The sequence below is a fragment of the Candidatus Pelagibacter ubique HTCC8051 genome (assembly GCF_000472605.1).
Taxonomy (GTDB): domain Bacteria; phylum Pseudomonadota; class Alphaproteobacteria; order Pelagibacterales; family Pelagibacteraceae; genus Pelagibacter; species Pelagibacter communis_B.
Genome location: NZ_KI421440.1, coordinates 879661 through 892376 on the forward strand (window position 1 = coordinate 879661; position 12716 = coordinate 892376).

Annotated in this window: 12 protein-coding genes; 4 read left to right on the plus strand and 8 right to left on the minus strand. The window is 29.4% G+C overall.

Annotation, left to right across the window (positions count from 1 at the left end):
* Genes F754_RS0104830 through F754_RS0104845 form a run of 4 tightly spaced genes read left to right on the plus strand, consistent with a single transcriptional unit; the run spans position 1 to position 5232 of the window.
* On the plus strand, positions 1 to 1317 hold the full coding sequence (locus F754_RS0104830; RefSeq protein ID WP_023648789.1) for an FMN-binding glutamate synthase family protein: 1317 nt from the start codon (positions 1 to 3) through the stop codon (positions 1315 to 1317).
* 34 nt (positions 1318 to 1351) lie between these two features.
* Positions 1352 to 2677, plus strand: a complete 1326-nt coding sequence (gene glnT, locus F754_RS0104835; protein ID WP_023648790.1) for a type III glutamate--ammonia ligase — start codon at positions 1352 to 1354, stop codon at positions 2675 to 2677.
* Between the two features lies 1 nt (position 2678).
* Positions 2679 to 3809: a diaminopropionate ammonia-lyase gene (locus F754_RS0104840; protein ID WP_023648791.1), complete on the plus strand. Its 1131-nt coding sequence runs from the start codon at positions 2679 to 2681 to the stop codon at positions 3807 to 3809.
* A 4-nt stretch (positions 3810 to 3813) separates the two neighbouring features.
* Positions 3814 to 5232, plus strand: a complete 1419-nt coding sequence (locus F754_RS0104845; RefSeq protein ID WP_023648792.1) for a DNA photolyase family protein — start codon at positions 3814 to 3816, stop codon at positions 5230 to 5232.
* A 10-nt stretch (positions 5233 to 5242) separates the two neighbouring features.
* On the opposite strand, the gene F754_RS0104850 is transcribed toward F754_RS0104845, so the two are convergent.
* The 8 genes from F754_RS0104850 to F754_RS0104885 are packed head-to-tail and all read right to left on the minus strand — an operon-like array spanning position 5243 to position 12692.
* Positions 5243 to 5662, minus strand: a complete 420-nt coding sequence (locus tag F754_RS0104850; RefSeq protein ID WP_023648793.1) for a secondary thiamine-phosphate synthase enzyme YjbQ — start codon at positions 5660 to 5662, stop codon at positions 5243 to 5245.
* Positions 5659 to 6717 (minus strand): cell division protein ZapE, encoded by a 1059-nt coding sequence (zapE, locus tag F754_RS0104855; RefSeq protein WP_023648794.1) that lies wholly within the window; start codon positions 6715 to 6717, stop codon positions 5659 to 5661. Before zapE ends, F754_RS0104850 begins: the two co-directional genes overlap by 4 nt.
* A complete protein-coding gene (locus F754_RS0104860; RefSeq protein ID WP_023648795.1) occupies positions 6714 to 7142 on the minus strand; it encodes a hypothetical protein in 429 nt (142 codons plus the stop codon). Before F754_RS0104860 ends, zapE begins: the two co-directional genes overlap by 4 nt.
* A 2-nt stretch (positions 7143 to 7144) precedes the next feature.
* Positions 7145 to 8443, minus strand: a complete 1299-nt coding sequence (locus F754_RS0104865; protein ID WP_023648796.1) for a PQQ-like beta-propeller repeat protein — start codon at positions 8441 to 8443, stop codon at positions 7145 to 7147.
* Positions 8436 to 9080 (minus strand): hypothetical protein, encoded by a 645-nt coding sequence (locus F754_RS0104870; RefSeq protein ID WP_023648797.1) that lies wholly within the window; start codon positions 9078 to 9080, stop codon positions 8436 to 8438. Before F754_RS0104870 ends, F754_RS0104865 begins: the two co-directional genes overlap by 8 nt.
* 2 nt (positions 9081 to 9082) lie before the next feature.
* The gene (acnA, locus tag F754_RS0104875) at positions 9083 to 11752 is read right to left on the minus strand and encodes an aconitate hydratase AcnA (protein ID WP_023648798.1); all 2670 of its coding nucleotides are present in this window, start codon (positions 11750 to 11752) and stop codon (positions 9083 to 9085) included.
* A gap of 1 nt (position 11753) precedes the next feature.
* On the minus strand, positions 11754 to 12347 hold the full coding sequence (locus F754_RS0104880; protein ID WP_023648799.1) for a LysE family translocator: 594 nt from the start codon (positions 12345 to 12347) through the stop codon (positions 11754 to 11756).
* A 3-nt stretch (positions 12348 to 12350) separates the two neighbouring features.
* Entirely contained in the window at positions 12351 to 12692 is a 342-nt protein-coding gene (locus F754_RS0104885) for a tRNA-binding protein (RefSeq protein ID WP_023648800.1), read from the minus strand.
* Between the last annotated feature and the right edge of the window lie 24 nt (positions 12693 to 12716).

A 12716-nucleotide genomic window follows, 5' to 3' on the forward strand; every position in this document is an offset into this window, starting at 1 on the left:
ATGAAAAAAAATAAAACTCACCCCCGTCAATCCTGGACCTTTGATGAATACACAAATTCTGAGATAAGAAGAGCTGCAGCGACAGGAATTTATGACATAAGAGGTGGTGGTTCAAAAAGAAAACTTCCACATTTCGATGACTTATTATTTTTGGGAGCATCAATGTCCAGATATCCTTTGGAAGGATATCGTGAGAAATGCACAACAAATGTTACACTTGGGACTAAATACGCAAAAAAACCATTGGAATTAGATATTCCAATTACAATTGCTGGTATGAGTTTTGGAGCTTTATCAGGTGCTGCTAAAGAAGCATTAGGAAGAGGTGCTAGCGCTGCAGGAACATCCACAACTACTGGAGATGGAGGAATGACACCAGAGGAAAGAGGTCAATCAAAATATTTGGTTTACCAGCTATTACCCTCAAGATATGGCATGAATCCTGATGATTTAAGAAAAGCAGACGCAATTGAAGTCGTTATTGGCCAAGGCGCAAAACCTGGTGGTGGTGGAATGTTACTAGGTCAAAAAATTAACGATCGTGTAGCTAAGATGAGAACGCTACCAAAAGGAGTTGATCAAAGATCCGCTTGTAGACATCCCGATTGGACAGGACCAGATGATTTAAAAATTAAGATTTTAGAATTAAGAGAGATAACTAAATGGAAAGTTCCAATATTTATCAAAATAGCTGGGGCAAGACCTTATTATGATACAGCTTTGGCTGTTAAAGCAGGAGCAGATGTTGTTGTGCTAGATGGAATGCAAGGTGGAACAGCTGCTACCCAAGAGGTATTTATTGAGAATGTTGGTCAACCAACTCTTGCTTGTATTAGACCGGCTGTAAATGCTTTACAAGATTTAAATTCTCATCGTGAAGTACAACTAGTTATTTCTGGAGGTATTAGAAACGGAGCTGATGTAGCTAAAGCTTTAGCTTTAGGTGCTGATGCGGTATCTATTGGCAGTGCAGCTATGATCGCGATTGGTGATAATGATCCTAAATGGGAAAAAGATTATAATAATCTTGGAACTACCGCTGGAGCTTATGATGATTGGCACGAAGGAAATGACCCGGCTGGAATTTCAACTCAAGACCCCAAATTAATGAAAAGATTAAATCCTGTTGAAGCAGGAAAAAAATTAACTAATTATTTAAAAGTAATGACTCTCGAAGCTCAAACTCTTGCAAGAGCATGTGGAAAAAATAGTCTGCATAATCTTGAGCCTGAAGATTTATGTGCTTTGACAGTAGAAGCTGCAGCTATGGCAGGTGTTCCTTTAGCTGGTACAGATTGGACTCCTGGAAAAAAATAATTGATTAAAACTTTTTAAACAAGTAGGATTAATTATGCCAAAAAATCTTTCTCAAATTGCTAAACAAAAAAAAATAAAATATTTTTTAATAAGTTTTGTAGATTTATTTGGAGTTTTAAGATCTAAATTAGTTCCTACTCAAGCTATAACTGACATGCAAAGAAATGGAGCGGGGTTTGCAGGGTTTGCTACTTGGTTAGACATGACGCCTGCAGATAGTGATATGTTTGGAGTCCCTGATCCTGAAAGTTTAATTCAATTACCATGGAATAAAGAAATTGGTTGGTTAGCATCAGATTTATACATGGATGGCAAACCTGTAAAAGCTTCACCAAGAGTAATGCTTAAAGAACAAATTAAAAAAATGTCTCAAAAAAAATTACAGATGAAGTCTGGAGTTGAATGTGAGTATTTTTTAATTTCAGAAGATGGTTCATCAATTGCCGATCAAAGAGATATTCAATCAAAACCTTGTTATGATCAATCAGCCTTAATGAGAAGATACGATTTAATCAAAGAAATTTGTGATTGCATGATTACTATGGGTTGGAAGCCTTATCAAAATGATCATGAAGATGCTAACGGTCAGTTTGAAATGAATTGGGATTATACAGACTCATTAGTTACAGCAGATAGACACGTATTCTTTAAATATATGGTTAAAAGTTTAGCTGAAAAACATGGTTTAAGAGCAACTTTTATGCCAAAACCTTTTTATAATCTAACAGGTAATGGTTGTCATGCACACGTATCGGTTTGGAATGGTAAAGATAATAAGTTTTTAGATAAAAAAGATACGCTTGGTTTAAGTAAGTTAGCATATAATTTCTTAGGAGGTGTGATGAATAACACCCAAGCCCTATCAGCTTTTTTTAATCCAACAATTAATAGTTACAGAAGAATTAATGCACCACCAACAAAATCTGGTGCCACTTGGTCACCAAGTAGTATTTCTTATACCGGTAATAACAGAACGCACATGATTAGAATTCCAGATCAAGGAAGATTTGAATTAAGGTTAATGGATGGGTCTGCAAACCCATACTTGCTTCAAGCAGGAATAATTGCTGCTGGTCTTGAGGGGATTAATAAAAAATTAAACCCTGGAAAACCTTTACATTGTAATATGTACAAAGATTATAAAAAATATCCAAAGCTAAAAAAACTACCTAATGATGTGGGCCAAGCAATTTCAATGCTTCAAAAAAGTAAACCACTTGCTGATGCTTTTGGAAAAGATGTTATTGAAAGCTACATCAAACTTAAAAATTCTGAAATAAAAGATTTTAAAAGCAAATCTACTTTTAATAAGAAAAAACCAGTCACTAAGTGGGAAAAAGATAATACTCTAGACTGCTAGAATGACAATTTTATCTAATGGTCATCAATGGAAATTTTCAGAATTTTTAGATAATAAAGATTATTTATTTAATAAAAAACACATTCTAAGTTCACTATCTGAAAAAGAGATTGATGATGCTTATTCAAGTATTTCAAAATGGGAGGGATATGCCCCTACTCCCTTAGTTTCTTTAAATAAACTGTCCAAAGAATTAAATTTAAATAATATTTACTACAAAGATGAAAGTAAAAGGTTTGATTTAAAATCATTTAAAGCTTTAGGTGGTGCTTATGCGGTTGAAAAAGTAACAAAAGGGAATAAAGATATTGTAGTTGCAACTGCAACAGCTGGTAATCATGGGAGATCCGTAGCATGGGGTGCTAGAAGATTAGGTCTTAAATGCAAAATTTTTATCAGTGAATTTGTAAGTGATGCTAGAGGCAAAGCTATGGTAGATCTTGGTGCAGATGTAATTAAAGTAAAAGGTAATTATGAAAAATCATTAATTGAATGTATTAAACAATCTACTGAAAATAATTGGCAGATAGTTCAAGACGTTGCCTGGAAAGGCTATCTGCAGGTTCCGACTTACACTATGGCAGGTTACACGGTAATGATGAAAGAGATTATTGATCAAATTGCTAATGAAAAAATCTCTCATATTATTTTACAAGCAGGTGTTGGTGGAATGGCTGGAGCAATGGTTGCAGGAATAGCAAGATACTTAGATAATATACCTGTTACTTTAGTGGTTGAGCCTGATAGTGCGGCTTGTGTCTTAGAGAGTATTAAAACTGGAAAAATAGAAAAAATAGATATTAAGAGAGAGAGTTTAATGGGTGGAATGTCATGTGGAGAAGTATCATTAGTCCCATGGGAAATTTTAAAAAATTCAGTTAAACATTGTATAAGTCTACCCGATGATGATATTGCAAAAACTATGAAATTATTAGGAAATTCAAGCTTTAGTGATGAGCCGATAATAGCTGGAGAAAATTCAGCACCAGGAGTAATTAGTTTAATTACGAGTTGTGAGGATGAAAATATTAAACAAAAATTGAAATTCAATCAGAATTCAAATGTATTAGTTATTGGTTGTGAGGGCGACACTGATAAAGAAATGTATCAAAAATTAATTAACCAAAATTGATCATATGTCTGATGCTGGGATTTTTTGGATAAGAGATGATTTTAGATTAGAAAATAATCCAGCACTATCTTTTGCAACTCAAAATCATGAAAGCGTAATTGCATTATTCATCTATAATAATAAAAATTTTGATAATCAAACTGAAGCTCAAAAATGGTGGGTTTCAAAATCATTAGAAGTTTTTAAATCAGACTTATCAAGATATAATATTAATCTCCAAATAGTTAAAGGAGATGAGTTGGATATTTTCTCTAAAATTAAAAAGAAAGATAATCTTACAGTATATTGGAATAAAGTTTACGAACCAGATGTAATTGCTAAAGGAAAAAAAATTAGAGATATTTTTTTAAAAAATGAGATCAATTTTAAATACTTTAAAGGAAATATTTTAAATGAATTTCAAGAAGTAACTAAGAATGATGGAACACCTTTTAAAGTATTTACTCCATTTTGGAGAACTGCTGAACAAAAATATTTAAGTTTACCTCCTGCTAAAAGCTATATTGTTAAAAAAAATACCAAAGCAAAAACTTTCTTTAAAAATTGTATAGAACCTAAAAATATTTTACCTAAAAAAGAATGGTATAAAAAATTTGATAAATATTGGAAAATATCTGAAAACGAATCTAAAAAAATTCTTAATGAATTAATAGAAAATAAAATTAAAGATTATGGAACCACAAGAGATATTCCTTCTGTTGAAGGTACCTCAAAACTTTCACCATATATAAAACATGGTCAAATTCATGTATCGAGTATTTGGAAAAAATGTAGTGAAATAAAATCTAAAGGGATTGGTTACAGAAAATATATTAATGAACTTGGATGGAGAGAATTTTCTCATAGTTTGATTAATTATTTTCCTGAATTTTTAAAAGGAAATTATAGAAAAGATTTTGATAAATTTCCCTGGGTTAAAAATGATAAATATCTTAAGGCATGGAAAAATGGAATGACAGGATATCCAATAGTTGATGCAGGTATGAGAGAATTATATGAAACAGGTTGGATGCATAATAGAGTTCGAATGGTAGTTGGATCTTTTCTTGTTAAGCATTTAAGAATAAATTGGACTGAAGGTGAAAAACATTTCAGAAATTGCTTGTTAGATTTTAATAAAGCTAATAATGTTGCGCAATGGCAGTGGGTTGCTGGATGTGGGGCAGATGCTGCACCTTATTTTAGAATATTTAATCCAATTTTGCAGGGTGAAAAGTTTGATAAAGAAGGTCTTTATGTAAAAAAATGGGTTCCGGAATTAAATAAAGTCCCCAATAAATTTATCCATAAACCTTGGGAGATGGAATTGAAAAACCAACAGTCTATTAAAACTATAATTGGAAAAGATTATCCTCAACCAATAGTTATCCATGAAAAAGCTAGAGCTTCTGCTTTGGAGGCTTTTAAAACCTTAAAAAAATAAACTATTTTAATTACTCTCCAATAAAGTGGTGAATAACAACTCTATTTTGTTGATTTATTCTGTGCTCAAACAAATACAAACCCTGCCAAGTGCCAAGTAGCAGCTTACTATCTTTAATGCTTAAAGAAATTTGATTGTTAGTTAATGCAGATTTTATGTGAGCGGGCATGTCATCTTTACCTTCCGTGGTATGAACATAAAGTTTATTATTCATTGGCACTAATTTATCAAAATAATTAATTAAATCCTTTTGAACATCTGGATCAGCATTTTCTTGAACAATTAATGAGGCGCTGGTGTGCTGAATACTTAAATTAAGCATACCGTTTATTAAATGGTTTTCATTGATCCATTGAATTGTTTGATCAGTAAATTCATATAATTTCTGACCATTGGTGTTAACTTGAAGGCTGTAAAATTCTTGCTTCATCTTAAATTATAACTTATTGAAGTTAACTCATGCAATCGACTAATTGTTCTCTTAAATACATCTCTTAAGCTATTTGAGGAAGTGATAGAGTCTAATTGAGATTTTGACGATACCAATAATGGTATTTTTTTTTCATATAAAATATCAATTAAAGTAGTAAATCTTTGTTGTTGGTTTGAATTTTCATTATTAAAATTAGGAATATTTTCGATAACTATAAACGTACTTGAACCTGCAATTTTTATATAATCTTCAGCTCCAATATTTTTTGCACACAAATCATTAAAATCAAATCTTAAGGTTCCATTAAAATAATTTTTAATAATAAATTTTCTTCCTTTAATAGACAAAGTTTTTTCTTTGTTGTGAATATCTTTTGTTATTTGTCGATAAAATTTATTAATTTTAAAATTAGTAATTGAATTTAATGGATAAAAAAATCTTTTATTTTTATCACTTTGAGATTTTCTATAGTCTTCTTCAATAATAAGTTTTTCCTGAAAACACTTATTTTTTAAAATCTTTACGAATGGTAAAAACTGATCTCTTTGTAATCCATCTTTGTAAAGATCATTAATTTTTATATTTGAAGAAAATAAAACTTTTATATTTTCATTAAATATTTTTTTGAATAGGTTACCTAAAATCATCGCATCAACAATATTGGTAACTTGAAACTCATCAAAATAAATTAATTCGTAATTTTTTTTTAATTTTTTGACAAATTTATCAATAATATTTTCTTTTTTATTCTCTTTGTTTTTAAATTTAAAATCATGAAAACTAATCATAAATTCATTAAAATGAATTCGTTGTTTACGTAGATAAAAATTTTCATAGAAGAAATTTAAAATCATAGTTTTGCCAACACCCACATCGCCTTGTAGATAAAAACCAGGCTTTGTATTTTTATTAGAAAATATTTTTTTTAAAAATGACTTGTTAAAATTTAAATTATAAAAATCATTCAGTTGATCTACTAGCTCTAATTGATTAGGATTAATCTCTAAATTATTTTTTTTACAATGATTTAGAAATAATTTTTTTAAATTCATTTTTTAGTCTTAAAATCTATACCATATTCAGATCTAGAACCTTTTCTTAATCCAAAAGGTCCTGGTATAAAAATTGTCATAGGGTTTGTACCTTCTTTTAAATCTACTCTATGATGAGCATTTGCTGATCGAAACCCTATGTAACCGGGCTTTCTCCAAAATTTACCTTGTTTTGTGGTCTCCCAATATCCTCCTCTTAAAATTATTGTTATATATGGACATAAGTGATTATGTACACCTTCGCCATGATCATCGGCTAACATTTCATGGATCAAAATATTAAAAGGAAACCATTTAGGCCTATATCTAAATAAAACATAGTATCTATTCATCCAAGGTTTAGCCTCATTATATCTAGGATGGGAAGGCCCTCTATCTAAAACAACTTTTTTTCTTCCGATCTTATCCAAAAAATTCAAGATCATTTTTAGTTATACTGAGCAATAGATCCGTTTTTTATGACAAATAAATTTTGATTATGAATAAATGGTTTTGATACCAAATTTCCTGATATTTTCTGAATATCAATTACCTTACCTGAGTTTAAATCTACAATAATCATTTTTCCATCATTATTTGTAAGATACAAATTAGTGTTTCCAATTGAAAATCCAATTGGTTTAATTTTTTTTCTTATCTTTAATTTATAATTCTCAAATAAGTAATTAATACGAATTATATTTCCTTTTATTTTATCCAACACATATAAATAACCTTCATCAGATACTGTAAAAATAAAATTATCATTTATTATAGGTGTTAGATTTGAATTAATTTCATTAATCCAATTTATAGTACCAGTTTTATAATCAATAGAGTAAAATTGATTCTTATTATTAGAAAAATATATGGAATTTTCATCAGAAACTAGTTTTGAGATTTTAAAATTATAGGTTTCATTTAAAATATTACTGCTTTGAGTAGGAAGTTGCCATTTTATTAAGCCAGAATTAATATCAACAGCAGTAATGTCTCCTATTGAATTACTAAATATTACATCATTTTTAATTATGATTAACGAAAATTTTGAATTTGCCATTGTGAAAGAATCTTCTGTTTTTAGCTCCCAACATTCTTTTCCATCACTCAAATTATAACATTTTAAAGTGTTTTTATAATCTACTACAAAAAATTTATTATTAATCTTTTTAATTTCAGAGTTAAACGGGTAAGAACTATTTTGCGACCAATTTAATTCTCCTGAATCAATATTTAATGAATAAAGTTTTGCAATGTTATCAGCTATTACTAAATTTTTACCATCAATAATAAAATTAAGCTTTGGTTTTAATTTTTTTTCTGCTTTAGAATAAAAATTTTTTTTCCAAAGTATTTTTTGATTATCAGTATATCTAATAATTGTTCCTTTTTTATCAAAAAATACAAGTCCATCTTTTAAAAAAATAGGTTTAAAGTTTAGTTGATTAATATTCTCTAGCTTCGCAAATTTATAATTGCCAATTTTATTAATCAACCCTTCATAATCTTGGATTCCAAAATTATTTCTGTTATCTACAATGTTATTGTTGGTTTTAATATTTTTTAGATCTAATTTTAAATTTTTGTTAAACTCATTAATTATTTTTTTATCATTTGTTAATATTTTTTTTATCTTTTTTACTTTTTCTGTTTTCTTTTCTCCACCTTTCCATGGATTTAACTTCTCACTTACTGAGCATTGTGTTAAAAAAAATATCGATATTATTAAAACAATTAATCTATTCACTCAAATCTCTATTCAATCGTTTTTCTGCTTGAAGCATTATATCTGAATTAGGATTTTCTAAACTTATTATTTGATTGAAAAATTCTTTTGACTTTTGTTTTTGATCTTTTGCATAAAAAAATTCAGCCATTAAATATAAAGCATGTGATTTCCAAACACTCTTAGAATTAATGAGTGGATTTAAAATATTTAATAGATCATTTTCTTGATATTGATCGGCGTTAAATAATGCTTTTTTATATATAACTAAATTTTTTATTTCTTTATCTAGTGCTGTTTTTTCAATCAAAATATCAAAATAACTATTAATCTCATTCTTATTTAAAATTAATTCATTATCGATGATAAAATAGAGAGATAATGGTGAATACGTTGGGTCTTGCACATTAATAATCTTCACTAAATTTTGTACTGTTTTTTCTTTAGTGTTTTCTGAATGAGTTAATGTAGTTGAATTAAATTTATTTGAAATTTCTCTTTTCTTATTAGTTTTATAACTATCAAAACTGTAAGAACCTACCAAGATAATAATCAAAATTACTATTACTGAAATAATCTTATTTTTATTATTAACAAAAAAATTTCTTACTTTTTCATTTCTTGTATTGCTATTTATGATTGAAAAATCTTCTTCCATAATTAAATCATGTTCCTTAAAACATATTGGAGTATGCCTCCATTTTTATAGTATTCTAATTCATTTTTAGTATCAATTCTGCATAAAGTTTTAACTTTTTTGATATCCCCTGAGGCATATTTTATCTCAATAGTGACCTCATCAGATGGGTTAATACCTTTTTCTACATCAAGAACACTAATTAATTCTGAACCAATTAAATTAAGGTTTTTTCTATTTACATCATTTGTAAATTGTAGAGGCAGAATTCCCATGCCTATTAAATTTGATCTATGAATACGCTCAAAACTCTCAGCAATAACTGCTTTAACACCTAATAATTTTGTTCCTTTGGCTGCCCAATCTCTTGAAGAACCAGTTCCATATTCTTTTCCTCCAATGACTACTAAATCAGTTCCTCTTTTCTTATATTCTACAACAGCATCATAAACAGGTAATACTTTTTCTTCAGGATATAATTTAGTAAACCCACCTTCAGTTCCAGGTGCCATCTCATTTCTAATTCTAATATTTGCAAAAGTTCCTCTCATCATTACTTCATGATTTCCTCTTCTTGATCCGTAAGAATTATAATCTTTTGGAAGTATTTGGTGTTCCATAAAATATTCTCCAGTTGGACTTTCTTTTTGGATATTACCCGCTGGTGAAATATGGTCTGTTGTTACCATGTCTCCTAAAATTAATAGAGGTCTTGCATCTTTAATTTCTTTAAATCCTTCTGGTTCATCTGATAAGTTATCAAAGAAAGGAGGTTTTTTTACATATGTCGATCCTTCATCCCAACTATAAATACTGCTTTCTTCTGTTTTAATTTTTTGCCATTGGCTGGGTCCCTCTGAAACATTTGAATATCTTTTAATAAACATTTCAGCATTTAAAGATTTTTTTAGAGTATCTTCTATTTCTTTATTAGATGGCCAAATGTCTTTTAAGTAAATATCATTTCCATCTTTGTCTTTTCCAAGAGCGTCTTTATATAAATCAAACTCCATGTGTCCAGCTAGTGCGTAAGCTACAACTAATGGAGGAGATGCTAAATAATTTGCTTTAATATGAGGGGATATTCTTCCTTCAAAATTTCTATTTCCAGATAAAACCGAAACTGCATAAATATTTTCTTTTTGAATTGCATCTACTATATTTTCAGGCAAAGGCCCTGAATTTCCAATACATGTAGTACAACCATAGCCCACAAGATTAAAACCTAGTTTATCAAGATAAGTGTTTAATCCAGCTTTTGCCAAGTAATCAGTTACTACTTGAGAACCTGGTGCTAAAGATGTTTTAACCCATGGTTTTACTTCTAACCCTAATTCAACAGCTTTTTTTGCAAGTAACCCAGCTCCAATTAAAACATTTGGATTTGAGGTGTTGGTGCAAGAAGTTATTGCTGCGATTAAAATTGAACCATCTTTAATTTCATAATCTGTATTTGAAACTTTTGAAACTGAGTGATCTTTCTTATTTGTTGAATCTTCTAAAACTTTTTTAAATGAAGTTGGTGCATCTGTTAGTAAAACTTTATCTTGGGGTCTTTTAGGTCCAGAAATTGTTGGAACCACCGTAGACATATCTAAAGAGATAGTATCTGTAAATTCTATTTCTTCACTTGCCCATAAACCTTGTTCTTTTGCATAATGTTCAACTACATTAACTGTATGCTGATCTCTTCCAGAGAATTTTAGATATTTTAAAGTTTCGTCATCAATTGGAAAAAAACCACATGTAGCACCATATTCTGGAGCCATATTTGCAATTGTTGCTCTATCAGCAAGAGTTAAGTTTTTTAAACCTTCACCATAAAATTCAACAAATTTTCCAACTACACCTTTATCCCTTAACATTTTAACAACTGTTAAAACTAAATCAGTTGCTGTTGTTCCTTCTGGCATTTTATTTGTCACTTTAAAACCTACAACTTCTGGGATTAACATTGAAATTGGTTGACCCAACATACCTGCTTCAGCTTCTATTCCTCCAACACCCCAACCTAATACGGATAAACCATTAACCATGGTAGTATGGCTATCAGTGCCAACTAAAGTGTCTGGAAATAAATATTTATCTCCTTCAAATTCTTCTGACCAAACAACTTTTGATAGATACTCTAAATTTACTTGATGACAAATTCCAGTTCCTGGCGGAACTATTCTAAAATTATTGAATGCTTGTTGCCCCCATTTTAAAAAAGAATATCGCTCTCCGTTTCTTTCAAATTCTATATCAACATTATTTTCAAAAGAATCTGATTTAGCAGATTGATCTACTTGTACAGAGTGATCGATTACAAGATCAACAGCTGACAATGGATTAATAGTGTTCGGGTCTTTATTTTTATCTTTTACAGCTTCTCTCATTGCCGCCAAATCAGCTACAGCTGGGATACCAGTATAATCTTGTAGCAAAACTCTAGCTGGTCGATATGCTATTTCAGTATTTGATTTTTTTGATTTTAGCCACTCTTTGATCGACTCAATTTGGTTTTTATTTACTGACAAATCATCTTCATATCTTAGTAGATTTTCTAAGAGAACTTTTAAAGATTTTGGTAGTTTAGATATACCATCAAGACCATTTTGTTCAGCATTTTTTAGAGAATAAAATTTATAATTTTTATCACCAACAGAAATATTGGCTAAAGATTTATAAGAATTTTTTGTTCCTGGTGTCATGTTATAAATAAAAAGTTATTATGCTTAATAAAAGAAGCAGTGACATAGCATAATTAAAATAATTAATAAATTTCTGATTTGTCGCGAATATCCTAAGAAATTTACCTAAAAATGTCCATAGGGTGATGCTAGTGACAGAAACAAGTAAAGCTAAAATAATAATTTGAGTCGTGTAATTTACAAAATTTTCTCCTGGATTAATGTACGTAGAGACAACAATTATTGAAGCAACTAAAGCTTTAGGGTTTAAAAATTGAAAAATAAATGTCTCTATAAACCTTACTGGATTTTTATTATTGTTTTCTTGACCTTGAGATCCTGAAAATGAAATTTTATATGCTAAATAAATTAAAAATATTGTTCCTAAATATTTTAATATAACCTGAATTAATGGATAAAGTTTAAATATATTAATAAATCCTAAAGCCACACAAAGTAAAAGAAAAGGGAAACCAAAGGTAACACCAAGTATATGTGGTAGTGTTCTTTTTATCCCAAAATTGAAACCAGAATAAAACGCAACAAAATTATTTGGGCCTGGAGAGAATGCAGCTACAATTCCAAATAATGTTATAGATAAAATTTCTGGATGCATTTATTAAGCGATTGGTAATCCATTTTCAGATTTTTGAGAAGGATGAACTAATATTACCTTTCCCTCTTTATCAATTGATCCTAAAATTAAAACTTGTGAAACTACACCAGCAATATTTTTTTCAGCAAAGTTGCATACTCCAATCACTTGTTTGCCCTTCAAGTTTTCCTCTGTATAATAATGCGTAATCTGAGCTGATGATTGTTTGATTCCAATTTCCTCACCAAAATCAACTTCTAACACTAACGATGGTTTTCTAGCTTTTTCATTTTTTTTAACTGAGATTACTGTTCCAACTCGAATATCTACTTTATCAAAATCATCAAAGGTAATTTGTTCTTTCATATAATTAATATATAGTAGATGAAA

Coding starts and splice junctions, on each gene's coding strand:
- F754_RS0104830 (WP_023648789.1), top strand. CDS start 1: ATGAAAAAAAATAAAACTCACCCCCGTCAATCCTGGACCTTTGATGAA.
- glnT (WP_023648790.1), top strand. CDS start 1,352: ATGCCAAAAAATCTTTCTCAAATTGCTAAACAAAAAAAAATAAAATAT.
- F754_RS0104840 (WP_023648791.1), top strand. CDS start 2,679: ATGACAATTTTATCTAATGGTCATCAATGGAAATTTTCAGAATTTTTA.
- F754_RS0104845 (WP_023648792.1), top strand. CDS start 3,814: ATGTCTGATGCTGGGATTTTTTGGATAAGAGATGATTTTAGATTAGAA.
- F754_RS0104850 (WP_023648793.1), bottom strand. CDS start 5,662: ATGAAGCAAGAATTTTACAGCCTTCAAGTTAACACCAATGGTCAGAAA.
- zapE (WP_023648794.1), bottom strand. CDS start 6,717: ATGAATTTAAAAAAATTATTTCTAAATCATTGTAAAAAAAATAATTTA.
- F754_RS0104860 (WP_023648795.1), bottom strand. CDS start 7,142: ATGATCTTGAATTTTTTGGATAAGATCGGAAGAAAAAAAGTTGTTTTA.
- F754_RS0104870 (WP_023648797.1), bottom strand. CDS start 9,080: ATGGAAGAAGATTTTTCAATCATAAATAGCAATACAAGAAATGAAAAA.
- acnA (WP_023648798.1), bottom strand. CDS start 11,752: ATGACACCAGGAACAAAAAATTCTTATAAATCTTTAGCCAATATTTCT.
- F754_RS0104880 (WP_023648799.1), bottom strand. CDS start 12,347: ATGCATCCAGAAATTTTATCTATAACATTATTTGGAATTGTAGCTGCA.
- F754_RS0104885 (WP_023648800.1), bottom strand. CDS start 12,692: ATGAAAGAACAAATTACCTTTGATGATTTTGATAAAGTAGATATTCGA.